26 protein-coding genes and 2 pseudogenes are annotated in these 24,652 nt (G+C 63.2%); 9 read left to right on the forward strand and 19 right to left on the reverse strand.

Annotation, left to right across the window (positions count from 1 at the left end):
• Nucleotides 1-214 precede the first annotated feature (214 nt).
• The 8 genes from AC1Q6Z_RS00005 to AC1Q6Z_RS00040 form a co-directional block, all read right to left on the reverse strand.
• The gene (locus AC1Q6Z_RS00005) at nt 215-1,279 is read right to left on the reverse strand and encodes a c-type cytochrome (RefSeq protein WP_492646301.1); all 1,065 of its coding nucleotides are present in this window, start codon (nt 1,277-1,279) and stop codon (nt 215-217) included.
• Nucleotides 1,279-1,893 (reverse strand): cytochrome c oxidase assembly protein, encoded by a 615-nt coding sequence (locus AC1Q6Z_RS00010; RefSeq protein WP_492646302.1) that lies wholly within the window; start codon nt 1,891-1,893, stop codon nt 1,279-1,281. The genes AC1Q6Z_RS00005 and AC1Q6Z_RS00010 overlap by 1 nt, the downstream gene beginning before the upstream one ends.
• Entirely contained in the window at nt 1,890-2,270 is a 381-nt protein-coding gene (locus AC1Q6Z_RS00015; protein ID WP_492646303.1) for a hypothetical protein, read from the reverse strand. Before AC1Q6Z_RS00015 ends, AC1Q6Z_RS00010 begins: the two co-directional genes overlap by 4 nt.
• A 4-nt stretch (nt 2,271-2,274) precedes the next feature.
• Nucleotides 2,275-4,779 (reverse strand): cytochrome c oxidase subunit I, encoded by a 2,505-nt coding sequence (ctaD, locus tag AC1Q6Z_RS00020; RefSeq protein WP_492646304.1) that lies wholly within the window; start codon nt 4,777-4,779, stop codon nt 2,275-2,277.
• Nucleotides 4,776-5,828: a cytochrome c oxidase subunit II gene (gene coxB, locus AC1Q6Z_RS00025; protein ID WP_492646305.1), complete on the reverse strand. Its 1,053-nt coding sequence runs from the start codon at nt 5,826-5,828 to the stop codon at nt 4,776-4,778. The genes ctaD and coxB overlap by 4 nt, the downstream gene beginning before the upstream one ends.
• Before the next feature lie 168 nt (nt 5,829-5,996).
• Nucleotides 5,997-6,146, reverse strand: a complete 150-nt coding sequence (locus AC1Q6Z_RS00030; protein ID WP_492646306.1) for a hypothetical protein — start codon at nt 6,144-6,146, stop codon at nt 5,997-5,999.
• Between the two features lie 14 nt (nt 6,147-6,160).
• Nucleotides 6,161-6,406, reverse strand: a complete 246-nt coding sequence (locus AC1Q6Z_RS00035; RefSeq protein ID WP_492646307.1) for a hypothetical protein — start codon at nt 6,404-6,406, stop codon at nt 6,161-6,163.
• 276 nt (nt 6,407-6,682) lie between these two features.
• Entirely contained in the window at nt 6,683-6,919 is a 237-nt protein-coding gene (locus AC1Q6Z_RS00040) for a hypothetical protein (RefSeq protein ID WP_435269819.1), read from the reverse strand.
• Nucleotides 6,920-7,094: 175 nt separating this feature from the next.
• Here AC1Q6Z_RS00040 and AC1Q6Z_RS00045 point away from each other — a divergent pair, with 175 nt between their 5' ends.
• From AC1Q6Z_RS00045 to AC1Q6Z_RS00065, 5 genes and pseudogenes are all read left to right on the forward strand, one after another.
• Nucleotides 7,095-7,589 carry a BON domain-containing protein gene (locus AC1Q6Z_RS00045; RefSeq protein ID WP_256119592.1) on the forward strand — a complete coding sequence of 165 codons (495 nt, stop codon included), beginning with the start codon at nt 7,095-7,097 and terminating at the stop codon, nt 7,587-7,589.
• A 310-nt stretch (nt 7,590-7,899) separates the two neighbouring features.
• A complete protein-coding gene (locus AC1Q6Z_RS00050; RefSeq protein ID WP_435269820.1) occupies nt 7,900-8,196 on the forward strand; it encodes a PRC-barrel domain-containing protein in 297 nt (98 codons plus the stop codon).
• A gap of 119 nt (nt 8,197-8,315) precedes the next feature.
• Nucleotides 8,316-8,378 (forward strand): annotated as a pseudogene (locus AC1Q6Z_RS00055) (DUF2934 domain-containing protein); the annotation flags it as partial.
• A 9-nt stretch (nt 8,379-8,387) separates the two neighbouring features.
• A complete protein-coding gene (locus AC1Q6Z_RS00060) occupies nt 8,388-8,513 on the forward strand; it encodes a hypothetical protein (RefSeq protein WP_492646308.1) in 126 nt (41 codons plus the stop codon).
• A 17-nt stretch (nt 8,514-8,530) separates the two neighbouring features.
• Nucleotides 8,531-8,740, forward strand: coding sequence for a hypervirulence associated TUDOR domain-containing protein (locus AC1Q6Z_RS00065; protein WP_492646309.1), 210 nt, complete (start codon nt 8,531-8,533; stop codon nt 8,738-8,740).
• A gap of 211 nt (nt 8,741-8,951) precedes the next feature.
• On the opposite strand, the gene AC1Q6Z_RS00070 is transcribed toward AC1Q6Z_RS00065, so the two are convergent.
• The gene (locus AC1Q6Z_RS00070) at nt 8,952-10,031 is read right to left on the reverse strand and encodes an extracellular catalytic domain type 1 short-chain-length polyhydroxyalkanoate depolymerase (RefSeq protein ID WP_492646310.1); all 1,080 of its coding nucleotides are present in this window, start codon (nt 10,029-10,031) and stop codon (nt 8,952-8,954) included.
• Between the two features lie 128 nt (nt 10,032-10,159).
• Nucleotides 10,160-11,059: a hypothetical protein gene (locus AC1Q6Z_RS00075; protein WP_492646311.1), complete on the reverse strand. Its 900-nt coding sequence runs from the start codon at nt 11,057-11,059 to the stop codon at nt 10,160-10,162.
• Between the two features lie 265 nt (nt 11,060-11,324).
• Here AC1Q6Z_RS00075 and AC1Q6Z_RS00080 point away from each other — a divergent pair, with 265 nt between their 5' ends.
• Together AC1Q6Z_RS00080 and AC1Q6Z_RS00085 are read left to right on the forward strand one after the other, a co-directional pair.
• On the forward strand, nt 11,325-11,642 hold the full coding sequence (locus AC1Q6Z_RS00080; RefSeq protein ID WP_492646312.1) for a PepSY domain-containing protein: 318 nt from the start codon (nt 11,325-11,327) through the stop codon (nt 11,640-11,642).
• 22 nt (nt 11,643-11,664) lie between these two features.
• A complete protein-coding gene (locus tag AC1Q6Z_RS00085; protein WP_435266551.1) occupies nt 11,665-12,258 on the forward strand; it encodes a general stress protein in 594 nt (197 codons plus the stop codon).
• A 90-nt stretch (nt 12,259-12,348) separates the two neighbouring features.
• Here the strand turns inward: AC1Q6Z_RS00085 and AC1Q6Z_RS00090 are convergent, their stop codons facing one another.
• The 5 genes from AC1Q6Z_RS00090 to AC1Q6Z_RS00110 form a co-directional block, all read right to left on the reverse strand.
• Nucleotides 12,349-13,398 carry a class I SAM-dependent methyltransferase gene (locus AC1Q6Z_RS00090; RefSeq protein WP_492646313.1) on the reverse strand — a complete coding sequence of 350 codons (1,050 nt, stop codon included), beginning with the start codon at nt 13,396-13,398 and terminating at the stop codon, nt 12,349-12,351.
• Nucleotides 13,399-13,568: 170 nt separating this feature from the next.
• Nucleotides 13,569-14,627, reverse strand: a complete 1,059-nt coding sequence (locus AC1Q6Z_RS00095; RefSeq protein WP_492646314.1) for an alpha/beta fold hydrolase — start codon at nt 14,625-14,627, stop codon at nt 13,569-13,571.
• Nucleotides 14,628-14,717: 90 nt separating this feature from the next.
• Nucleotides 14,718-16,904 (reverse strand): caspase family protein, encoded by a 2,187-nt coding sequence (locus AC1Q6Z_RS00100; RefSeq protein ID WP_492646315.1) that lies wholly within the window; start codon nt 16,902-16,904, stop codon nt 14,718-14,720.
• Between the two features lie 180 nt (nt 16,905-17,084).
• Nucleotides 17,085-18,545 carry an MDR family MFS transporter gene (locus tag AC1Q6Z_RS00105; protein WP_492646316.1) on the reverse strand — a complete coding sequence of 487 codons (1,461 nt, stop codon included), beginning with the start codon at nt 18,543-18,545 and terminating at the stop codon, nt 17,085-17,087.
• Between the two features lie 98 nt (nt 18,546-18,643).
• Nucleotides 18,644-18,922, reverse strand: coding sequence for a hypothetical protein (locus AC1Q6Z_RS00110; protein WP_492646317.1), 279 nt, complete (start codon nt 18,920-18,922; stop codon nt 18,644-18,646).
• A 168-nt stretch (nt 18,923-19,090) separates the two neighbouring features.
• Between AC1Q6Z_RS00110 and AC1Q6Z_RS00115 the strand changes: the two are divergent.
• Both AC1Q6Z_RS00115 and AC1Q6Z_RS00120 read left to right on the forward strand, forming a co-directional pair.
• Nucleotides 19,091-19,642: pseudogene (locus AC1Q6Z_RS00115) on the forward strand (ROK family protein); the annotation flags it as partial.
• A gap of 21 nt (nt 19,643-19,663) precedes the next feature.
• On the forward strand, nt 19,664-20,104 hold the full coding sequence (locus AC1Q6Z_RS00120; protein ID WP_492646318.1) for a GlcG/HbpS family heme-binding protein: 441 nt from the start codon (nt 19,664-19,666) through the stop codon (nt 20,102-20,104).
• 38 nt (nt 20,105-20,142) lie between these two features.
• On the opposite strand, the gene AC1Q6Z_RS00125 is transcribed toward AC1Q6Z_RS00120, so the two are convergent.
• From AC1Q6Z_RS00125 to AC1Q6Z_RS00140, 4 genes are all read right to left on the reverse strand, one after another.
• Nucleotides 20,143-22,089 carry a 3-hydroxyacyl-CoA dehydrogenase NAD-binding domain-containing protein gene (locus AC1Q6Z_RS00125; protein ID WP_492646319.1) on the reverse strand — a complete coding sequence of 649 codons (1,947 nt, stop codon included), beginning with the start codon at nt 22,087-22,089 and terminating at the stop codon, nt 20,143-20,145.
• Between the two features lie 11 nt (nt 22,090-22,100).
• The gene (locus AC1Q6Z_RS00130; protein ID WP_256119606.1) at nt 22,101-22,496 is read right to left on the reverse strand and encodes a RidA family protein; all 396 of its coding nucleotides are present in this window, start codon (nt 22,494-22,496) and stop codon (nt 22,101-22,103) included.
• Nucleotides 22,497-22,618: 122 nt separating this feature from the next.
• Entirely contained in the window at nt 22,619-23,806 is a 1,188-nt protein-coding gene (locus tag AC1Q6Z_RS00135) for an acyl-CoA dehydrogenase family protein (protein WP_492646320.1), read from the reverse strand.
• A 2-nt stretch (nt 23,807-23,808) separates the two neighbouring features.
• On the reverse strand, nt 23,809-24,651 hold the full coding sequence (locus AC1Q6Z_RS00140; RefSeq protein WP_492646321.1) for an enoyl-CoA hydratase family protein: 843 nt from the start codon (nt 24,649-24,651) through the stop codon (nt 23,809-23,811).
• Between the last annotated feature and the right edge of the window lies 1 nt (nt 24,652).

Below are 24,652 nucleotides of genomic sequence, written 5' to 3' on the forward strand. Positions count from 1 at the left end.
TGAATGCTTCATTCCGTCCGTCTCCTTGATACGACGGACTCTACCAAAATCTGGAGGAAGTTCAGGGGCTCAGGTCACTCACTGTGTTCAGGCCCCCGCAACCAAATATCAAAAAGCCCTCCAAACTCGGAGGGCTTTTGCCGTTTCTAGGGGTGGGAAAAATTAGCCGCTGTTATGTGCTGCTAATCAGGCGATCCGCGTGCGTCCCCTCCGCTCACTTCGCAACATTGGTCTCTGTCGCTTCCCGTATCGCGAAGTAGGCCGCCAATGCCGCGATGTCGTTCGCTTCCAGGTTCGCGGCCGAGCGGATCATCAGCTCCTTGAAGGGGCCGCCCCCTCGCGTTTTCCCGATGAACAGCTGAAGCTGGTTTGCGAGATAGGCAGCGGGTTGGCGGGATAGGCGGGGGTAGCTGGGGTTTGCCTGGGCCTTGTCGTGACACGAGAGGCATGCAGGAATGCCGCGGTCAGGATCGCCTTTTGTCGCGAGCGCCTGGCCTCGTTCGAACAGGCTGCTCTCCGACCGGGGCACTGAATCGGCGGCTTCCCCGGAGAAATGGCGCGCTAGAGCCTGCAACTCCGCTTCGGTCCGCGTGTCGATGGCCACGGCCATGATGCCGCTGTGCCGCGTTCCATCAGCATAGGCAAGAAGAGCCTGTTCAAGATAGGTTGCGGATTGCCCGGCGAGACGGGGAATGAGGCTGTCCGGCCCGAGCCGGGCCGGCGCATGGCAGCCGTTGCAGGTCTCGATGATCTGGTCCATCGCCTGCGACCGGGTCGCACTGAAGCCTGCGAGCGTGCGGTATTGCTGGGCATCGAGTTCGCGATAACGGCGCAGAAAGGCGACCATCGCCCAGGCCTCGTCTTCACGGCCGGCGACCGGCCAGGCTGGCATGCCGGTATAGCGAACGCCGTGCTGAACGATCTGGAAGAGTTCCGCGTCGCTCCAGGTCGCGATCTTGTCCTTGAGATCGGGCGGCGGGGGCAGCATCCTGCCGACACTATCGGGTCGTGGCATGGCCGGCGAGCCGTGGCAGATCGCACACCCGGTCTCGAAGTGTCCGGCCGCCATCGGCAGCATGCCCTCGGTGAAGGCCGGAACCGTCGTGCCGATCGCGGCGGTTCGGACCGACGACCGCATCACCCAGTGCAGGAAAATGTCCGTGACCTTCCAATGACCGGTGCTTGCCTTGACGCTGATCAGGCCGCTCCATGCGACGAGAAATGCGACCGCGATGCCGGCGACGGGCAGAACTGCGAGGTGTTTCCAGCCGATCCGCATCAGCGCTCCTCCACCATCTTCTCTTCACCGTCTCGAAGCAGGCCCGCGAGCAGGGCGACGCCGCCGGCGAGATAGGCGAGCGCCCCCACCATCAGCATGACCACGCCGCCGATCTGCTGGTCGGCGGCCGCGGAAAGAGGGATGCCGAAACAGCTGACCGCACCGTCGCCGTAAAGCGGGCGCGGCGCCAATGCCAGAAGCACGCCGAGCAGCGTCATGTGCATGGAGGTGAACAGCAGGCCGATCGTCCCGGCGAGGCGCCCGTCGCCCGGCCGGAGACAGGTGATCCACAGCAGCAGGCCGGCGGCGAGAAAACTCGCCTGTTCGACGAGCGTCAGCACCAGGCTCGCATCTGCGGCGGTGCGCAGCACCGGCATATGCCAGAACCAGACCACGACGAGCTCGATCAGCGAGGCCAGCATTGGTGTCATCCAGGCCCTGCGCGCCAGCGGGTCGCGCCGCGTACCGACGAGGCCACAGGCGATCAGCGGCGCGGCCACCGCGACGATGCCCATATGCGCGACCATATGGACGGTGAAGGAGCCTGCGCCAAGACCGAGGACGAGGGCAAGGCCGAGAAGCGCAAGGCCGGCGGGGAGCGCGATCGTCCTCATGGCTGGCACGCTCCGATGAACAGCAGCGGCACGGCGCCGAAAACCACCGCGACGAAGCTCAGGCCGGAGAGCAGCAGTGTCGCAAAGCCCTGGAAGAGCAGGCGGTCTTTGCGGGTCGGCTCGTCATGCGGCGGGTCGCCCGAGCCGAAACCCCATTGCCGCCAGGCAAGATAGGCCGAGAGGACGATGCCCGACAGCGCAACCAGCGTAACAACGCCGAGGGCGAACCGCATCGCCGCGAAGGAGAAGGGCGCCACGCCCGCCTTGGCACAGAAGACCGCGGCGGTGACATAACAGGCGAGGAAATGCAGCGCCCAGATGGTCGGTGCGGTAAAGAGGGTCCAAAGGCTTTCGACGTCCTTGGGAATGAGGCGCATCGCGTCACCTCAATCCCGGAAAGAGGCCGAGCACGCCGAAGGACGTGATCGCGGTGATGACGAGGAAATGCCAGTAGAGCACGACATTGCGAAGATCCATGTCGTGGTGCGCGCTCATCCGCCCGGCGAGGTTCCTGGCGAGGCAGTAGAGCTGCATGACGATGCCGACACCGCCATGCAAGACGGTCCAGAGGGCGACGACCCAGACGATCGCCGGGTAGACATGCACGGTCGGGTCCATGCCGGTGAGATAGGGCCCGGCAAGCCCCGCGCAACAGGCGGCGAGCGTCAGGAGCATCGCGACGGCGAGCGCAAGCCGGGTGAGGCCGCGCCGGTCGGCTTCATTGACCCGCCGCGCGACAAGCATGGCCGCCCAGGCGAGCGTGAAGAGGCCGGCGGCGGTAAGCGGCCAAAGCATGCCGGGACCCGCATGGCCGGCGGTAAAATCCTCGTTGATCGTCCAGGAGAAGAAGTAGCCGAACATCAGGCTGGCATAGGCCGTGCCGTCGCCTGCCATGGTGATGCACATGGCCCACCAGCCGACCGATTGCGGCCCCGACGTATAGAGCGGGAGCGTCTCGCCGAGGCCGACGTCGCGCATCTCCTCCTTCGGGATGACGGCCGTGCCAGTCCAGAGCCAGGCAATGATCGCCGCGAGCGTCATGATCGCGCAGACGATCGTCGTGATCCACCAATGGAACGTCAGCGCGATGAAGACGCCGCCGAGCGAAAAAGCGGCAACGATGGTGAGGATCGACGTGCCGCCGACCCGCAGGCATTGGATGGGTTTTGCGTCGAGTACCGAGGTGACGAGCGTTTCGCGCGCGCCATCCTTGGTGTCGGGCAGGTAACCGCGGCCGGCCTTGATGTCCTCGATCAGGCTGGGCTGGTCCCAGATCGGGTAGCGGCTCGTGATGATCGGGATGGAGCGCACGCCCCATTTTTCCTCCGGCTCGCTGATCCATTCCAGCGTGCCGGAGTTCCAGGGGTTCTGCTCGCCCTTCGGCTGGCGGTGTTTCGGGCGCAGCACGTCGATCACCACAAGGGCGACGCCGGAGGCGAAGATGAAGGCGCCGATAGTGGAGATCAAGTTGAACCAGTCCCAGCCGATATCGGCGGGATATGTGAAAACACGCCGCGGCATGCCCCGCAGGCCCGCGAGATGCATGGGGAAAAAGGCCACGTTGAAGCCGACGAACATCAGCCAGAAGGCGATTTTCCCCAACCGGTCGGAGAGTTTTCGCGCATTCAGCAGCGGATAATAATAGTAGATGCCGGCGACGATCGGGAAAAGCATGCCGCCGATCAGCACATAATGCAGGTGGGCGACGATGAAATAAGTGTCATGCGCTTGCCAGTCGAAGGGCACCAGCGCCACCATGACACCCGTCAGCCCGCCGATGATGAAGATGGCGAGCCCGCCTGCGCCAAAGAGCATGGGCACGGAAAAGATAACGCGGCCGGCGAGCATGGTGGCGATGAAGACGAAGATCTGCACGCCGGTCGGGATCGCCACCGCCTCGGAGGCGGCGGAGAAGAAGGCGAGCGAGATTTGCGGCAGGCCGGTGGTGAACATGTGATGCACCCACAGGCCGAAACTCAGGAACCCGGTTCCGACGGCGGCGAGCACGATCCAGGAATAGCCGACGATCGGTCTTTGCGCGAAGGTCGGCACGATCATCGCCATCAGCGCGATTGCCGGAAGGAAGATGATGTAGACTTCCGGGTGGCCGAAGATCCAGAACAGGTGCTGCCACAGCAGCGGATCGCCGCCGCGTGCCGCGTCGAAGAACGGCCAGTCGAACATTCGTTCCATCTCGAACAGGATGTCGCCAGCGATCAGCGGCGGGAAGGCGAAGAGGATCATGCCGGCCACGATCAAGAGATACCAGGCGAAGAGCGGCATCATGTTGATGCGCATACCGGGAGCGCGGCACTTCATGATGCCGACGATGAGCTCCACCGCAGCGGCGATCGACGCGACCTCGATGAAGGACAGGCCGAGCAACCAGATATCCGCGCCGATACCGGAATATTCCTTGTCGGTGGCGAGCGGCGGATACATGAACCATCCGGTGTTCGGCGCCGCGCCAAAAAAGATCGAGCCGCAGACGAAGACGCCACCGAGCGCGAAACTCCAGAAGCCGAAGGCAGAAAGCCGGGGGAAGGGCAGTTCGCGCGCGCCGAGCATGGAAGGGAGCAGGAAGATCGCCACCGCCTCGAAGATCGGTACGGCGAAGAGGAACATCATCACCGTGCCGTGCAGGGTGAAGGCTTGGTTGAACATGTCGGCGGAGAGAAAATCGTTTCCCGGGACGGCGAGCTGCACGCGTACCAGCAGCGCCAGCACCCCGGCAAACAGCATGAAGACAAAGGCGGCCGCGCCGTACCACAAGCCGATCTCGGTATTGTTGACGGAGGTCCAGTAGCGCCAGCCGGACGGCGTGCGCCAGACCTCGCGCAACTGCGCCTCCTGCGCTGTCCGGTCTTCGCTGGAGAGCTCGGTCATTGAAGCCCCACCAGGTAAGTGGCGATGGCGGCGATGTCTTTTTCCGGCAGCATGTCGAAGGCCGGCATTTTTGCGCCGGGCTTCACCGCGGCCGGATCGCGGATGAAACGGGCGACATTCTGCGCCGTGTTGGCAAGCGTGCCGGCGCCGACCGTCTGGCGCTGGCCGAAGAAGGTGAGGTCCGGGCCGAGGGTTGCCGGCCCCGTTACGCCGCGTACCCCATGACAGCCGGCACAGCCATGATAGGCAAAGAGCCGCTCGCCTTCGCCGGTACCCGGCCGGTTGCCCCCCGCCTGCGCCCGGCGCCAGGTGGCATAATCGTCCGGCTCCATGACGACGACCGAAAAGGCCATCAGCGTATGCGACGTGCCGCAGAATTCCGCGCAGGGCGCGCGAAAAAGCCCGGTGCGCGTCGGCTCCAGCGACAGCGTGTTGGTCCGGCCGGGGATCATGTCCATCTTGCCGCCGAGTGCCGGGATCCAGAAGGAATGGATGACATCGGCGGCCTTCAGCGAAAAGGCGGTGCGCGTGCCGACCGGCAGCCGCAGCTCGTTTGCCGTCTCGAAGCCCGCCATGCCGTCGCTGGCCGGATAGCGGATTCGCCACCAGAATTGCTCGCCGGTGACCTCGATCGTTTCCGGCGCGGGGGCGACGCGCGCCAGCCACGGCCGGATCGCAGGCATCAGCCAGACCGCATAGGCAAGCAGCGCCAGAAGCACCACGACGGGAAGGGCAACCCCGCCCCAGGCGATCAGCCGCCCGGCCTTCTCTGCCGACCACGGCGTTTCGCGTCGCCGCCCGGCATGGATCAGCAGGCCGACCACGGCGATCCAGATCAGCGCGCCACCCACCACCATGACAAGAAAGAGCTGAAAAACCGCCGCGGCCTCCTCTCCCGCCGGGTCGAGCGCCGACTGCGCGCCGGTGCAGCCGCTCAGCGGGATCAGCAGGATGGGGAGGGCGCGTCGGGAAATCGATCTTGCTCCTGAGGGACTTAATTTGAGCGATATGGCTCGCGTCCGGCGGCGGGCAAGGGGGTAAACCTGCACCGGCGCCGATCTTCCTCATTTGCTGCCGGGACGGGATTTGCTGCGACGCTGAGCCCCTAGATTAGCCACGAGCATCGCCTTTTCAAATGCGGGGACGTCGAATACTTTTGCTTGCTCTACTCAAGCACTTTTACGTCCGGATCTAGGATTGTTTGGCGCCTTTAGGCACTAGTGCGCCTCTTGCTTTGCGAGGGCCTCGACGCTCATTGTCGTTGGAGCCGTTCCTGCCGAGAACAGCACCATGCTGATAATCGATCCGAAGATGAGGACGAAGGTGGTGAGCAAACAAATGCCCATGACATTGGCTTTCAGTCTCACAGGGTCGACTCCTATCAAAACGGCGCGAGCGGAAATGGGCTGGGCTTACGGCCCTCAGCAGGCCGCGGGTGTGTCGCGCAGGCATGCGTCTGATCCTCCAGCACTCTTTTGACTGCCGCATAGGCAATCTCCGGCGCCCAGCCCGCTTGAGTGATTTTGTCGATCAATTCGCACACTGGTCGTGCAACAGCGTTCTCGCAGTCGCTCTGCGCGGATGCGTCACTCATTGGTTTGCGTGGCGAGGTGATAAGCGTCGTCATGGTGTCTCCTTTTGAACGAGGCCAGTCGGGGCTTTGACTGGCCTCGCGCCTTCCCTCGTCCTCTTGGGATAAATCCAATACGGATAGCGTAGCGCACCAGTAACGCGGTTCACTGGCTTTGGTTCGAGCGGCTCCGAGCCTCGCATCGACGGTAAGACAAATTTGGAAGTTACTTGAAGCCTGAAACTTCCGAGAGCGCCATCCTGGTGAGGTCTCGCGGATGAACACGCCAACCTATTCAGGGGGTCATTCTGCGCTTGCGGCTTCAGCTCTTGGCTAGCGCCGTGCCAGTTTGGTGCGGCCGGCTTCCCTAATTGAGAACGACGAGTCTGAGCCGATCGAGATCAATCCCGCGCTTATGGCCGCTTCGATGGTCTCGGAAAAGTCCGAGCCGGCCAACCCATGTTTTCTGGAGTAGTTTTCTACCGTGCCGCGGGGGGCAGACGGCGAGACCCCGTAGCGCGGGCTAAGGAAGGCGCCGAGAATGATTTTGAATTTTTCGTTGAGGGTCACGGCTTTCTCCAATGTTGCCCAATGGTGCTAACAGCATCCGCACCATCAAGATAGGGCGCAAGGTGATTGCCGCATAAGCGCACAGACCCTGCGCAGCAGGGCAAGCAGGGAACAAAGTGCGTCATGATCGGTTCGGTCTTCCCAATGCAGCAGGAATAATGAAGTGGAGAAAGCGATGGCCGACCGCAAGCAAGTCTCACGTGAAGACGATTTTCGTGACTTCGAGCAACGGGACATCCGCGATGGATGGCCCTATGCCGACAAGGACGCCGATCCACGCGAAGCGCGGAACGCACCCTATGGCGCCCCGGACGCAAACTTCGACCAGTTGGACAATGAGGGTGTCGAGGTGTCGCTCGATCCGGTGGCGACCGACGTGAGCGGCGCTCCCCTGCCATTTTCCGACGGGACGGAAGATGTGATCGCGGACGACGAACTGGAAGAGCGCATAACGCTAGCACTTGAAGGCGACAAGCAGATCGACCTTGCCTCCCTGGAGATCAACGTCCGCGACGGCGTGGTCGACATCGATGGCAGTATCGACAGCGAGGACGATCGTCGCCATCTCATTGGCTCGATCCGCGCCGTCAAGGGCGTTCGCAATGTGCATGCGCGGGAGCTGCTGACACGGGGCGTCGATAGCCATATTCCGAACGATAGCGAAGAATAGGATCCAACGGCGACGGCGCCTTCGTTCCAGGAAATGGGGCGGACGACGCTGGAGCGACGTGGCCGGCAGGACGCGCCTTCCTAATAGGGGCGGCGCGTCCATTTGCCGAGATCCAACCGGAAATGATGTGGTGAGGCTCGGAAAGCCGGTGGAGTCGATGCGAAGACTGCGCTCGACGACGTCTCTTCGATCATAGCCGACTACAGGGGGCTGTCGTTGCGCTGAGAACCGCAAAATCGCAGGTCGTCCTCGTGGAACAAAGAGGAGCCATGTGGGTTTCCCAAACTCCTATTCAATGGAGGAAACCGACATGGACCATACAAATCACGTACGTCTCACCGCTGCCGAAATGACGCCTGACGTTCTGGAAGGCGCAACCATTTATGGGGCGGACGACCACAAGGTCGGCACCCTTGACCATGTCCACGGCGCTGGCTCCGGAAGCACCGCTGTGATCGACGTCGGCGGGTTCCTTGGCATCGGTGCGAAGCCGGTCGGCGTTCCGCTGACCGATCTCGAGTTCATGCGCGACGAGGACGGCGACGTTCACGCGGTGACGGCCTGGACCAAGGACCAGCTCAAGGCGATGCCCGAACACCATCACTGACAGGTATTTCAGCAGACCTGAAGCCCGGCTCGATGCCGGGCTTCAGGTCGTGGATCGGCTCAAAAATCGCGGAGACTGAAATGGTGGATAAGGAGCGGCACCGTGAGCGTGCCTAAAAAATCTGGGAGAACGAAGGCCGTCCGTACGGCCAACACGCCGACCATTGGAGGCGCGCCGGAGAGGAAGTGGAGTTGACCGAGCAGGAGTCGGATGACGTGGCCCGGGTCAATCAGCAAGCCGACGACGAATTCGCGCGCGGCGGCGGGGAAAGCGAGCCCGCAAACATCAGGCCTCCCTCAGTGGCGAGCCCCGATTGACGTTGCAGGAGGCCAAGATGAGCGACAAGTTCAAAAAAGGCGACAAGGTGAACTGGGAGACCAGCCAGGGCGAAACCGAAGGCAAGGTCGTAAGGAAGCAGACCAGCGAAACAAAGATCAAGGGCCATAACGTCAAGGCCACGAAAGATGATCCTCAGTTCATCGTCGAAAGCGACAAATCGGGCAAGCGGGCAGCGCACAAGCCAGAGGCGCTCAAGAAGGCCTAGAGCCTTTGTCGGATGTGAGCCTCGAATACGGCCGGCAAGATGGACATTGACGATTTCGGATGACGCGTGGTGCAGCTGGCCTCGCCGCCGATCCAGCCCTTCGCTCTCGGAATTGTAACGGGCGGACCGTCGGTCTCTTGCCAGAACAACGACGGAGCGACGTGCTCCGCCGACCATCTATATGTGGCGTGTCAGGTGAGCCACGGTGCCATCATTTCATCAGCCCGGCCGAGCGCAGTGCATTCTCGATGACGGATTGGATCTTGTTTCCAGCACCGCCGCTCGGGTGTATGGCGGGACGCTCGTCGATGACTTCGGCCTTCGGACGCTCGCGGCGCTCGAAGGAGGCCGCAAGTCCCCACGTCCTTGCGATCTCCACGGTGGAGGAAACGCCGACATCGAGCATGAAGGGCGCGCCGTGGCCATAGCCGGTGGAGGAATCGATGGGTGTGCCGTGGGCCATGCCGGGGATCCGGTAGAGTTCGATGGCATCCGTGCCGCGTTCGTCGCGCCAGGCCGACCGGGAATATTTGGCGAATGTCTCTGAGGATGTCGGCTGTTCCGGCAATGCATGCACGCCGCGCCACTGCGCGACGATCGCGGCCGCATTTTCCGGCACGACCGTGTTGTCACCCGTTCCGTGCCAGACGGAAACCGTCGGCCACGCGCCCTCATACCGTGAGGCGGCGCGCAGGCTTGCCTGCAGGGCGTTCGTTTTGGGAAGCCCTTGCCCGCGCATGCGATCGAATGCTTCAGGCACGGTTGACGCGGCAGAGTAGGGGAGGCCGGCGATGATGGCGCCGCCGGCAAAAACATCCGGGTAACAGGCCAGCATCGCATTCGCCATGGCGCCGCCGGCCGAGAGGCCGGTGATGTAGACCCGGCGCTCATCGATGTGATGAGCGGCGACCATCGTGGCAATCATCTGCCGGATGGACATGGCCTCGCCCTCATCGCGCCGCGTGTCGGCGGCATTGAACCAGTTGAAGCACAGGTTCGCATTGTTCTGTCTGACCTGTTCGGGAAAAAGGACGACGAAACCGTAATCCTCGGCGAGCGCCGACCAGCCGGAGCCGGCGTCGTAACCGGCGGCGGTTTGGGTGCAGCCGTGCAGCACGACCACCAGGGCAGGCGCGGTCGGCAGATGCTTGGGCACATGGTGCCATGAGGTCAGAGCACCAGGGTTGCTTCCGAATTGATCGAGTTTCCTGAGAATGGAGCCCGTCGGGGCGGCGGGCTTCACCGCGCGCAACCGGGCGAGGCGTTCGAGCGTATCGGACAGGGATCTCATGGGGTGCTCCAGGGGCGCGCCGGATTGGCGCATACACCCTAACCCATTAGTAGCGATATGGTTGCTGCACTGCACAATAAATCTGCTTTGAGGAAAGAAGCCGCCCCGGGAGGCGGCTTCGATCAGGTCTAGCGCTTGACAATCAATGCGGCTTCTTCGTCGTCACGCTGACGTCCACCGAGGGCGGCGGCAGCGGACGCGATGAACGCGCCGACGAGCAGCGACAGGGCACCGAGCATCGCCACCGTCGCGGCGGACTTGCGCGCCTCATCGGCGGCTTTCAGCGCGGCATTCTTTGCATCCTCGACCTGCTGAAGAACCTGGTCAACCCGGGCACGCGCTTCCTCCGGGGTCACGCCGGCGCGCGATGCGACGATGGCGGACATATAGGCCCGGTCGGCTTCCGGTACACCATCGTTGACCGCGCCTTGCACCAGGATGCGGGAAATCTCGGCGGTGGCCGATACGTCATCGCCCTGCGCCCGCGTTGTCAGATCCTGCGGGCGAAGCAGAAGGTCCGTAAAGTAGCCGGTGGCCGCGTCGGGCGACGCATCGCTGTTTGCTGCCGCGGCCGAGCCTGCAACTGTCGCGGTTGCTGCGACCGTCGAGGCGGCCTGCACGCCCGTCCCGGCAAGCGACGTGAAAGCGGAACCGGCCAGGCCTGCAACGACAACTGTCGCCAAGGCCCAGCTGAGAAAGCCATGCGCCGTATCGCGGAAGAAGACCTCATCCGTATGGATGCCGGCCCATTTGGTGCGAAGGCGACCGGTGAGATAGCCGCCAAGCGCCGAAGCGAGCCATTGCACGACGACGAACCAGATCGCCGCCGTCACGCTGACCGCCGTAAAGGACGCGCTTTCCCCCGCCCAGGGCGAGACCATCGTGAGGCCGACCCCGGAACCCAGAAGGAGGAGGATGATCGTCGTGGCGGCTGCCGCGACCGAACCGCCGATTACGGGACCCCAGGCGAGCGCCGGCGTGCTGGATTCAACGCCGACGTCGGAGACGTCAGAACTGTAAAGGGACATGTCCGTCTCCTATCGCAGGAAGAGAACGAGCAGGATGACGATCGGCAGGGGAATGCCCAGAAGCCAGAGAAGAATACCGCGACCCATTTTTGAAAACCTCCAATTGCCTGCGAGCGAATGTTCGCAGCATGGCGCGTCAACTCTTTGAAACGGCTGATGTTCCACGGGTTATCATCACCATTTTCTATTTTTCTCTTCGTGGAACCATGCGCCTGGCACGGTGTTCTTGTGGAGCCTGCTCTCAGGCTTCAACGAGGAAATAATCATGAAAAAACTTCTCCTAGCCGCAGCGCTTGTGGGCGCCTCGACTTTTGGCGCCTTTGCTCAGACGTCCACGACCCCGACGACTGATGGCGACACACCCGCGGTTGCCACGCCCGACAGCATGAATGCGACAGCGCCTGTCGAGGGTGCCAACAGCTTCACTGAGGACCAGGCGAAGGAACGCATCGCACAGGCCGGCTATGCTGAGGTCACCGACCTTGCCTTGGACGACAAGGGCATCTGGCAGGCCAAGGCGATGAAAGACGGCAAGGCCGTGACTGTCGCGCTCGACTACCAGGGCAACATCGTCGCCAAGTAATTTCAGACTTCAGGAGATTCCCATGAAAACTGTTACCGGACTGTTCGACGATTACTCCGATGCCAGCGCCGCCGTCAGCGCCCTGGAGGCACGTGGTGTGCCCTCCAGCGATATCAGCATCGTTTCCAACAATGCGGACGAACGCCACGGCAAGGAAACCAATGCCGCTGAAGGTGCCGGAACCGGCGCGGGCATCGGTGCTGCCGTTGGCGGCGTCGGCGGCCTCCTGACCGGACTGGGCATCATGGCCATCCCCGGTGTCGGGCCGGTCGTCGCCGCCGGGTGGCTCGCTGCCACGGCAGCAGGTGCGGTCGCCGGTGCCGTGGCAGGCGGTGCGGCCGGCGGGCTGATCGGCGCTTTGACCGAATCCGGCGTGTCCGAAGAACACGCGCACGTCTACGCCGAAGGTGTGCGCCGCGGCGGCACGCTGGTGACCGCGAAGGTTGACGACAGCCTGCAGGCCGAAGCCGAGGCCATCCTTCGCAAGTCGAATTGGGTGGACCCCGAGCAGAGGCGCGCGGCCTATGCCGAAGGCGGCTGGACGAGCTTCGACGACACGCAGAAGCCTTATGGTACGGCCGAAATCGAACAGGAACGTCTGCGCTACAGGCGCTGATGGACCAAGGAAAAGGCCGGCACCCGCCGGCCTTTTTTTGATTGATGAGGGAAGGTGTCGCCAATTGTTGCGCCACCCGTAAAAACAACATCAGGTCGCCTCTAGAACCATATTAAGGGGCGTCTCGGCGGCGCGCCGAACGCGAGTGAAGCCACCGGATCGGATCACTTCGGCGAGCCGTTTCTCCCCCGCCTGAGCACCGAGCGCGAGCCCCGTCTCCTGCGCCAGCGACGTGGGAACGCAAATCATCGTCGACGCCGAGTAGTAGAGCCGGCCGACGGGATTGATATTGTCTTCCAGCTTGTCCCCAGCCATGGGCTCGACCACCATCCATATCCCATCCGGCTTCAGCGCCCGGCGAATATGTGTTGCCGCTGCCTTGGGGTCGCCCATGTCGTGCAGGCAGTCGAAACAGGTGATCAGATCGAAATCGCGTCCATCGAAGTCCTGGGCACGACCGACGTCGAAGCGCACGTTCGCCAAGTCATGCGATCGAGCGTGCGCCGTTGCAGCGGCGATCGAGTCCGGATGGAAGTCATAGCCCGTGAAGCGGGAATGCGGGAAAGCCTGTGCCATCAGGATCGTCGACAGTCCGTGCCCGCATCCGACATCCGCCACTTTCGCTCCCGCCTTGAGCTTGTCGACGACACCGTCCAACGCCGGAAGCCAATCCTGCACGAGGGCATTGACGTAGCCCGGGCGGAAAAGCCGTGCCACGGCGCAGAACATGCAGCCGGCCTGGTCGCCCCAGGCGACGCCCCTTCCGGTCTTGAAGGCGGCTTGCACCTTCGGCTGGTTTTCAGCCATTGCAGCAGCGGTATCGAATGCGCCGATCAGATTGACGGGGCTGTCGGGCTCGGCAAACACGAATGCCTGCTCGGGGGTGAGCGAGAACCGTCCGTCCTCATAGTGCACGTAACCCGACGCCGCCTGTGCTGCGAGCCACTCTCGCACGTACCGAGGCGAACATCCCGCAGCATCGGCGAATTCATCGGCCGTTGAGGGGCCGATTTCCTTGAGCGTCTTGTAGAGGTCCAGAGCATCGCCGATCCGCACCAGCGGAACGCTGACGGCGCCGCCAAGATCACCAAGCACGCGGCCGACGAGTTCATTGAGCGCTGTTTCATTGAGTTCCATCATGTGAGTTCCCTCCTGTTCCGGGGCGACATGTTGCCGCCCACGATCAGAGAATGGGCTTAGTTCCTAGGGATGGCATGAGGCGCAAGTCCCGAGCGGGGGAGGAAATCCGCCAATGCGAGGGACAGATGTCCCGTTCCGCCTTGCGAGGAGAAGCCGGCTCTCGACGCAGGCTATCGAGACAGCGCGACGACAATCGCTTGCGAGCGGCTGTGTACGTCGAGTTTGCCGAAGAGCACCGACAACTGGTTGCGCACGGTCTTCACGCTCTTGCCGAGACGTTCCGCAATCTCGCGGTTGTCGAGCCCCTCTGCGACGAGGTCGAGAAGTGCCGCCTCCACGGGCGTCAAACCGGCTTCGCGGACCGCAAGCGGCCGCATGGGCCGATCCTGCCCCAGGAAGGCGGCCAGTTCGGACAGGAAGACGGGCCAGGCGGGTTCATCGGGCAGCAAGACGTGGTTCTTGCTCTCGAGCGGTACGAAGCGTGCGCCCGGAATTGCCGCTGCAAGCTTGCAGCCCTGGTCGAACGGCACGCGCATGTCACCGCGGCTATGGGCGATCAATGTCGGCACGCTGAGGGTCGCCGCGAGCTCCAGCACATCGATGCCCTGCATGTTCCATAGCAGTTGCGCGGCGACGTCGCCTGCCGCCGTCAGGCGCTCGAGATCGCCCCACCAGCGATGCTGCTCCGGTGTGCCATCCGGGATGAAGAGATTGGTGAAGAACTGGGCGAATGCCGGGTTGTCGCGTCCCCAGCCCACGCGGATGAAATTGACAAGGGTCTCGGCTTCCAGTCGCTCCGCATCGGTCTGCGCCCGGACCCGGGCGCCCTGGCCGTAGGCGTTCAGAAGCACCAGGCGGGAGACACGCTCGGGATGCCTCGCGGCATAGGCGATGGCAAGAGCACCGCCCTGCGAAAGGCCGAGGAGGACGAATTGCGGTTCCTCGATCGTTTCGGCCACGGCCTCCAGATCCGCATGCCACGCATCGACCGAGAGGTCGGCAACGTAGCGATCCGACAGACCGCAGCCGCGTGGATCGTAGCGCACGAACCGGTTGCGGGCCGAAAGCGCCTGGAGCCATGGCCGCCAGACGGGGCTCTGGAGATCATAGTCGACATGGCTGAGCCAGTGGGCCGCGCGCAGGAGTACCTGTCCCTTCCCGCAGGACGCGAGGGCGATACGGGTGCCATCTGCCGAGCTGCAGAACCGTATGGTCTGGTCGAGTTTCATGGGCCAAGACTATCGCAGTGGAAAGTCGCGTGACAGGTTTATGTTACAGCCCGGCCGCGCCCCCTCGGAAGGTCGAATTTCGCCCGGGCCTCACGGAATTTCATTGTAAGCCAGCGCGCCGGCATCAGCCTCCGCCTTTTGTTCCGCCGTCAGCCTCGATCGTGCCGCCTCAGCGACCGTGAGGGTGCCCGCCGGCCGCCACCATACGTCGTGGGTCAGCGTGGACATGTCGTTGTCGAGAAGAATGTAGTCGGCAAATTTCTCGCCGAATTTCCGGAAGGCGGCCGGCACAGTATAGGCATAATCCGTGATCTCGCTTACGCGTTCGCCATTTCTCGCGGAGAAAATCGTGGCACCGCCTTCATGAACGACGGAGTAGAGGTCGCCTTCCGGGGAGAAAGACGAATAGAGCCCTTTCGTCACGTCTCCGATCTTTTGCCCGGTCTGTGTATCCAGGACGGTTATTTGGTACGAGCCGCCATTGTCGAGTTCCTGGACAGTCATCCGCGTCCCGTCGGGGCTGAAACCGAATCCGATCGGATAAATCTCGTCCGGGACCGGTAAGACACCGGAGCCGATCATGGCGTTCTGCGACAATGACCATCGGCCGACGACGATCGCCTTTCCTATTTTGGGGGAATTGTTGGTGCAAACGAAGGAAAGGGATGCGCCGTCGGCGTTCAGCACGGCAAAACCCCTGTCCAGGTTCCAGCCGGCTATCTTGACCAGCCTGTTGCACCTGGAGCCGAGATCAAACTCGAAACGCTTCGCGCCACTCGCCACATCCCAGCCCTGCACCAATGCCACGCCCTTCTTGTGGAGCGTGCCGACAAGAACCGCTCCATCCTGACTGAACACCAAAATTGGGGGTTTGAGGCCACCATAGGCCGGGCCGAGATTCTTTGCCGAGAGTGTGATCGTCGCGACGGTCTCGCCCGTGATGGCATCTGAGACTTTTATGATCCCTTCGCCCAGATAGGCTGCCACGCGCGATCCGTCCGCGGAGAATTTTGCGCTGGGAACTGCGGTGCCCAGGTCTCCGAGAGCGCCGATCACCTTCTTGGTGGAGGTATCCCAGATTTCCAGCGTGCCTTTGCCTGTTCCGCGATATTCGCGGTCGACGGAGGCGACGACGGCCCGGCTGCCGTTCGCATTGACGATGACGACGTGAATGTTGTTTGCAGGGACGGGAAGAACGATGCTGCTGGACCGCGCAGCAGCCGTCAGCGCCTGATAGGCGGATGGATATTGTGCCGCGGTCGTTTCGTCTATTCGCTGCGGAAGCCCGCGAAAGGCTTCGACGATCGCACCCTGGACATCGCCGGTTCCCAACAGACGCTTCGACGTCGCCGCATGATTTTGGGAGACCGCAATCGCCTCCTCGAGCGTCAGGACGCCGTTCAACAGGATCTCGGCGGTGAGCGACGATTTTATCCATGGTGTCTGAGACCAGTCCGTCGCCTCGCCGACGCTGCGAGAAACCTCGCTCAGGGCGCGCTGAACCGAGAAGCCGGGGGTCTTTACGGCTTTGACGAAGGCAGCGGTGAAGGGGCTGAGGTCTCCCTCGCCATCTGTCGCCGTTGCATTCGGTGATGTCGAATAGGCAACGAAGATGCCGCGCGCTTGCTTTCTCGCGCCTGACATCCCCGGGTCGACCTTCGCCAACCCTCTGTCGAGGCTGCGGCCGGTCGATACGGACAAACCCTGGTTGCCCTCGCCTGCGAACGGGTTGTTCCGGCAAGCATCAAGGAAAACGAGGATCGATGCCGATTTTTCCTTCATACCGTCGATGATCTCATCGATGTAGACGAAGGCATCGGAAAGGCCGTCGCCGGCCTTGGCATCGGTTGCAACCAGATAGTTGCGATCGTCGATCTGGATGCCGTGGCCGGAATAATAGATGAGCGCGATATCGTCACCCAAAAGGGCCGCCTGCATACGCGCGACGCAGTCGCGTATCGTTACCCCTCGCGCATCGATTGCCAGGAACACCGTGAAGTTCAGCTTTCGAAGGACGTCGCTCACGGCGGAGGCATCATGCGCCGGGTTGCGAAGCGGTGGTATTCCTCCGCTATAGGCCGCGTTTCCGATCACAAGGGCGAACTTGCCCGCCTTGCTTTGAATTGCATCGCTTGGAACGGCCGCATCGGCAGCCGCAATCTCGTGGCACGTATCGGTGGGAACCTCTTGCGTTGCCGCCCATGCGCCGGCGAAGGTTTGTGAAAATACCGAGCCGAGCACAAACATTGCACAGGCGAGCAAACTTTTCACAAGCATGTTCAATTCCTCGGAGGAAAATCCAACGGCGAATATATTGGCAATGCCTGGAACGGATGATCGTGTGGGTAGCACGCCCATTAGAAAAAGTAAATATTAACGCCGTTGAGGGGCAGCGATCCTTGGATGAATGTGGGTCTGATCTGCCGGAAATTTTTCACGATCCTGTCAAGCTCAGGTCTATTGCGGCATTTCCCGAATGGGCTCGTGTCGAGGGACGAGCAGGCAAGCAGGGACGATCAGTGCCGCGATCAAAAGCATGGCGACGAAGGTGGAATGCAGGGCATGCTGCAATGCAAGCCGGATGTTTTCGCCATCGGCCATGATGGTGCCGGTGCCGTTCAGCAGGGCTCGCAGTTGTTCTGGCGTAATCGGCTGGCCATTGGTGGAATGCGCCAGTCCATAGGTTAGCACCGCACCCAGCACGGCGGCGCCGAGCGTGCTGCCGAGATTGCGCGAAAAAACATTGGACGCCGTGGCGCTGCCGCGCTCGGTCCAACTCACGCTATCCTGCGTAAGAATCAGCGCGCTGATGTTCAGCAGGCCCATGCCGAAACCCATTATCAGCGAGCCGGCGCCGGCCAGTATCGCGGAGCTCGACGGCGTGAGCAGCACGAGGAGACATGTGCCGACCGGAATGCATATGCTGCCGGTGATCATGATGGGCCGCAGGCCGAACCGGGCAAACTGGCGCGACGCGATCGTTGCGCCGCAGGGCCAGCCCAGGAGCAGCATGGTCAGGGCGAAACCCGCCACCAGCGGTGAGCCGTTGAGAACGGTCTGCACGTACATCGGCAGGAATGTCGTCAGCCCCATGATCGACATGCTTGCGAAGAAAACAGCCAGGTTCGAGAACGCTATGGGTCGCTTCAGCCACAAATCTGGAGCGACCATAGGCGCCTCGGCGCGCCGCTCCTGCCAGATGAACGCGAAAAGAGCTGCGATGGCGATGGCCAGGGCCATCATAGCGGTGCTGGAGATCGTGGTTTCCATTTCCGTCAGGGCAACCATCAGGGCGGAAATGGACACCGCAAAAAGGGAAGCGCCGAGGATATCGATGGAGACGACGCGTGTCCGTTTCTCCTCATGCAGGAACAGAACGAACCCAAGTGCCGCAAGAAGTCCAACCGGCACATTGATCCAGAAGATCCATGCCCATGGGAGGTTATGAATGATGAGACTGCCGAGAAGCGGTCCGATAACGGCAGACAACGCCCAGACGCTTGCCAGGTAGCCTTGAACCTTGCCACGCTGATTGCCTGGAAACAGATCAGCGACCACCGTCATTGCCACGGGTTGAATCGCCCCCGCGCCAATCCCCTGCAAAAGACGAAAGGCGATCATCGATGGCATCGACCATGCGAAGCCCGCGAGCACGGAGGCAAACAGGAATAGCGCGATGCCGATCAGGATCATCGGCTTGCGGCCATAAATATCTGCAAGCTTGCCGAAGACCACCGTCGTCGCCGTCTGGGTCAAAAGGAAGGACGAAAAGACCCAGGAATAAAGATTGATTTGTCCGAGCTGGGCGGCGATCTGCGGCATTGCAGTCGAAACGATCGTTGCCTCGATGGCGATCATTGCCATGCTTGCCATGATCGCGGCGACGACGAGCCCGCGATGGGAGCTTCTTTCCGACATGGATGGCTTTCAGGCTAAGGCGGCGGGCCTGGAGAGGCACTTTGCGCCGATGGAGAGGTCATTGCATGAAGCTCTAACTACTCCTCGCTCCCCATGCGTCAAGCACCGATACAGTTTTTATCAGGCAAGGACACGACGGGCGCTTCGCCTGTTTCGTTGAGGGAGGTAGGCATCAGCGCCGCGAGCAATGATCTCGTCTTCGCGGAGCGTGTGTTTCTCGCTAAATCAGCACGTCGCGACGGCCCTGCGGGCGAATTCGCTTGGGGGCAGCCGACTTTTTGGCTGAAGGCGCTGGCGGATTTGTAACCGACCTTTTCGGCGATTTCTTCAAGGCTGCCGCGTGAGTGGAGAAGGGTGTCCTTGGCGAGCGCAGCCACGCCATCCACTCTTCGAGCGCAGCCGTGCCCCGCGTTTGTATCGAGGCAACATTGTTGCGTGGGCCGAAGAGCGGACGGAGGCGAATGCGGGTGCCGGCCGCGTGATCGGGCAAATCCGCGCCCTAGCCGATGGTCTGCTTGCCGCGTCCAACCCCTCCCGCGTCCGTGGGCATCGTCGCCGATGGCCGGGTGCTTCGCGGACGCAAGGGCATGGCGGCTCACATCGGCCATATGTCCGTGGTGCCGAACGGCGAGCTTTGCCCCTGCGGAAACAGGGGGTGTTTCGAGGCATACGGCTCCGGCACGGCGTTTACCAAGCGCGCTCGGGTCCGCGCGCTCGCCAGTGAGGAGACCACTCTTGGAAAAGGCGGAAGCCCCGTTCACAGCCGCGATGTGTTCGCTGCGGGAAGGAATGGTGACGTTCTCGCCAACCGTCTGATCGATGAGGAGGCGGAGATACTGGGGCGGGGTTTCGTCAGCCTGGTTCACATCTTCAGCCCTGACGTCGTGATCATGGGCGGCGGTCTTTCCCATGAATTCGACCGTCTTCGCCCTGGAATCCAGGACTATATTGCTCGCTGGGCCATGCCCGCCTTCAAGGACGTGACTGTCGTTCGGGCGGCGCTCGGTCAAAATTCCGGTCTGGTCGGCGCGGCGGCTCTGGCATTTCTTGCCGACAGGCCGCAAGAGAGCGCATCTGCGCTCGCCGCGCGTCGTTGAAAATCGAAGTGGAGCCATACCGTGCTGACAATCCAGAGACTGAGCCTTGCCGACGCCCGCACCCTGATCGAGGGCGCCCGCGCCCGCGCCGAGGCAATCGGCGTGCCCATGTGCATCGCCGTGACCGATGAATCGGGTCAGCTGATCGCGTTCGAGCGTATGGACGGCGGAAAGGTCACGAGCACCACGATCGCCCAGGACAAGGCCTTCACGGCCGCCGGCGCCAAGCGCACCACAGAGAGCTATTGGGAAGCGAGCCAGCCCGGCAAGCCCGCTTACGGCATCAATTCGGCTATCGGCGGGCGTCTGCTGGTCGTGGCCGGCGGTATTCCCGTCATCGTGGACGGGCAGGTCGTTGGCGCGGTTGGCGTCAGCTCGGGCACGCCCGCGCAGGACAGCGATTGCGCGCAGGCAGGCATCGATCTTTTCCTCGCTGGCCTGAGCGCTTCCGAAAAGTCCTGACGGACAGGACGGGCCGGTCTGACCCGGCCCGTCATCGATCAGTGTTCGGCGGCGAACATCGGCCCGCCCTTGTGCGCGGGGAAGCCGTAGCCGTTGATCATCACCAGGTCGATGTCGCCGGGGCGGGCGGCGATGCCCTCCGCGAGTAGCGCCGTTCCTTCGTCCACCATCGCCTTGAGCAGGCGGTCCATGATCTCCTGCGCGGTGAACGCGCGGGGCACAATGTTTTTCGCGGCCCGCGCCGCTTCGATCACTGCCGTCACGGCGGGATCGATGGTGCGCTCGCCGTTGGGGTAGGCGTACCAGCCGAGGCCGGTCTTGCGGCCGAGGCGGCCGGCTTCGCAGAGCCGGTCGGCGATTTCCACATAGCGCTCAGCGGGATCGCGTGTTGCGGCCAGCCGCTTGCGGCGTGCCCAGGCGATTTCGAGACCGGCCATGTCGTTGACGGCGAAGATGCCCATTGGAAAACCATAGGCCTCCAACGCGGCATCGATCTCGTGCGGCAAGGCACCATCCTCCAGCATGAACTCCGCCTCGCGGCGATAGGCGGAGAAGATGCGGTTGCCGATGAAACCTTCCGTGACGCCGCAGACGATGGGAAGCTTGCCGAGGCGTTTGACGAAGGTTAGCGCGCTCGCCAGCACGTCGGGCGCGGTTTTGGCGCAATCGACGACTTCGACCAGCCGCATGACATGAGCGGGCGAGAAGAAATGCAGGCCCACCACGCGGGACGGAGCGGCCGTCGCGGCGGCGATCGCATCGGGATCGAGGTAGCTCGTATTGGTCGCCAGAATGGCGCCGGGCGCAACGATGCCGTCGAGCCTGCGAAACAGCGCCGTCTTGACGGAGAGGTCGTCAAAGACGGCTTCCACGACGAGGTCGGCTGCCGCAAGGTGTGTGGCCTCGGACGTTGTTTCGAGCCGGGCGAGGCAGGCCTCGCGCGCCTCCGCGGTCAGGCGCCCGGACTGGATGGCCTTGTCGAGGATGCCGGCGATGCGCGCGCGCCCGGCGGCGGCAGCCTCCTGCGTCTGTTCCAGAGCGATGACGCGGTAACCGCTGGTGAGAGCCGAGACCGCTATGCCGGAACCCATCAGCCCCGTGCCGACGATCCCGACAGTTTCGATCCGTCGCGGCGAGACTTCAGCGAGTTTTTCGACCTTGCCGGCAGCGCGCTCGGCAAAGAAGACATGCCGTAGTGCCGCGGATTCCTCGGAGTCGCGCAGATGCAAGAACGTGGCGCGCTCCTCCGCCAGACCTTGTTCAAGGTCGAGCTGGCCAGCCACTTTGACGAGGCGGACGGCTTCTGCCGGCGCCAACTGGCCGCGGCTTCTGGCAAGCACCTTTGCTTCCGCGGCGTCGATAGCGGCGGCACCTGCGGCGAAAACATCGATGCTCCCGGTCCGGCGCAGCGGCTGCCCGGCGTGCACGGCCGCCACGGCTGCGGCTACAGGGTCGGCGGCGACGGTATCGGCGAGACCGAGCGCAACAGCTTCGCGCGTCTTCACCGCGCGCCCCGTTCCGATGAGATCGATGGCGGCGATCGGGCCGATCAGGCGCGGCAGGCGTTGTGTCCCGCCGGCGCCCGGAACGATGCCGAGTTTCACCTCCGACAGGCCGAACGAGGCGTTCTCGCCGGCAATGCGGCCGTGGCAGGCAAGCGCCACTTCGCAGCCGCCGCCCAATGCCGCGCCGTCGATGGCGCAGACGACCGGTTTTTCGAAGGCTTCGATGCGCGCGATCACTTGGGGAAGCGTCGGCTCGACCATCGACTGGCCAAACTCCTTGATATCGGCCCCACCCATGAAGGTGTGGCCGGCGCCGGAGATGACGAGGCCTGTAATGTCCGTGCTCGCCGCGGCATGATCCAGCGCCGCCAGCAGGCCGGACCTGACATGCGCCGACAGGGCGTTGACGGGCGGATTGTCGATGGTGACGACGAGCACGCCCCCCTCAAGGCGGGCGGAAACGCTCTGCGAAAAACGCATTTCGGAAAGCCTCACGCGGGAATGACGGCCGTGGCCTGGATCTCGATCTTGGCGCGGTCCTCGACGAGCGCCACCACCTGCATGGCTGCCATAGCGGGATAATGCCGGCCGATAGTGTCGCGGTAGGCCTGGCCGATGCCGCGCAGGTTGCCGAGATATTCCTGCTTGTCGGTGAAGTACCAGGTCATCGTGGTGATGTGGTGCGGTTCGCCGCCGCCTGCCGCGAGCACGGCGACGACGTTCTTCAGCGTCTGGTGCACCTGCTCGACGAAATCGTCGGTTTCGAACTCGCAGCGTTCGTTCCAGCCGATCTGGCCGCCGACGAAGAGTGTGCGACCGGTCGCCGCCACGCCGTTGGCATAGCCAATGGGTTTTGCCCAGCCTTCAGGTTGCAGGATGGTGTGCATGAGGCGTCTCCAGCTTTTGTGTCTGTGCGGCGCGGATGTCGTCCGGCCTGGCAAGTAACTTGGCGTGTGGTCAGTTGCGCTTACGAAGCGAACGGAGCCTGAAATGCATGTCGGACCTCCCGTTATCGTGCGGCGTCCTTCATCAGCTCGCGGCCGATGATGAGCTTTTGAACCTCCGTCGCGCCCTCGTAGATGCGCAGCGCCCGGATTTCGCGGTAGAGCCGCTCCGTGATCTCGCCGGTGCGCACGCCCCGGCCGCCGAAAAGCTGGAGCGCCTGGTCGATGACCCATTGGGCATTTTCCGTCGCGGTCATCTTTGCCATGGCCGCTTCGCGCGTCGTCGGCAGCTTCTGCACGTCGCGCCTCCAGGCGGTGCGGCAGGTGAGAAGGGCTGCGGCGTCGATGGCGGTCGCCATTTCGCCAAGCGTGCTTTGCGCCGTCGGCAGATCGGAAAGCGTCGCGCCGAACATCTTGCGGCTTTTGGCATGCGCCACGGCTTCATCGAGCGCCCTGCGGGCAAAGCCGGTGGCGGCCGCGGCGACGGACGGGCGGAAGATATCGAGCGTGCGCATCGCGATCTTGAAGCCTTCGCCGGGGCTGCCGAGACGCTGGGTGGCCGGGATGCGGCAGTTTTCGAAGCGGATGCGGGCGAGCGGGTGCGGCGCGATCGTCTCGATGCGTTCGGCAATCGTAAAGCCGGGCGTATCGGCGAAGACGACGAAGGCGGAAATGCCGCGCGTGCCGGGCGCTTCGCCGGTGCGGGCAAAGACCGTGTAGACATCGGCGATGCCGCCGTTCGAAATCCATGTCTTTTCGCCGTCGAGCACGAAGTCGTCGCCGTCGCGCCGGGCGGCGCATGCCATGGCGGCGACGTCCGATCCCGCGTCGGGCTCCGAAAGGGCGAAGGCGGAAATCCATTCGCCGGCTGCGACCTTCGGCAGGATGCGTTCCTTCAACGCCTGCGAACCGGACAGGCTGATCGCGCCGGTGCCGAGGCCCTGCATGGCGAAGGCGAAGTCGGCGAGGCCATCGGCATAGGCCAGCGTCTCGCGCACGAGGCAGAGCGCCCGGCTGTCGATTTCTTCGCTCACGCCACCGAACGCTTTTGGCACGCAGTGGCGAAGGAGGCCGGCGGTGCCGAGCGCTGCGACCAGATGCCGGCAGGCGGCGTCGACATTGCCGTGGTCGACGCCGTCGAGGCCGCCCTTGGCGACGAAGCTGTCGAGGTCTTTTGCAAGCGCGCGGTGGCTCTCGTCGAAGAACGGCCAGTCGAGGTGGTCGCGGGTCGGCCCCTTTGTGGCATTGGGCATGGTCAGTTTCCCTGGAAGACGGGCTTCGCCTTGGCGGCAAAGGCTTCGAAGGCGCGCTGGAAATCGCCCGTCGCCATGCAGATCGCCTGGGCCTGCGCCTCCGCCTCGATCATCTGGTCGATGCCCATCGCCCATTCCTGGTCGAGCATCTTCTTCGTCATCGCATGGGCAAACCAGGGACCGTCGGCGACGGTGCGCGCGAATTGCTGCGCTTCGGCCAACAGCGCGGGACGATCATGCAGGGCGTTATAAAAACCCCAGTTCAGGCCTTCCGCCGCGCTCATGACGCGGCCGGTGAAGAGCAACTCGGCGGCGCGGCCCTGGCCGATGATGCGGGGAAGGATGCCGCAGGCACCCATGTCCGCGCCGGCAAGTCCGACGCGGGTGAAGAGAAAGGCGGTCTTGGCTTCCGGCGTCGCGACGCGGAAATCGGCGGCCATGGCCAGGATGGCGCCGGCGCCCGCGCAGATGCCGTCGACGGCGGCGATGATCGGTTGCGGGCAGGCGCGCATCTGGCGCACCAGTTCGCCCGTCATGCGGGTGAAATCGAGAAGGTCCGGCATTTCCATGCGCGTCAGCGGCTCGATGATCTCGAACACGTCCCCGCCGGAGGAAAAGTTGTCCTTCGCGCCGGTCAGCACCACGGCGCGCACATCGCTGGCGCGCGTCAGCGACCGGAAGAGATCGCCAAGCTCTTCGTAGCTTTCGAAGGTCAGCGGGTTCTTCTTGTCCGGGCGGTTGAGCGTGATCGTCGCGACGCGGCCGTCGGTATCCGTTTCGAACAGGAAGTGCTTGGCTACGTGGTCCTTGAAGGGGCGTTTCTTGGCCTGCATGGGGTTCGTCATG

It is taken from the genome of Shinella sp. GW835-FHT14H05 (assembly GCF_058793575.1).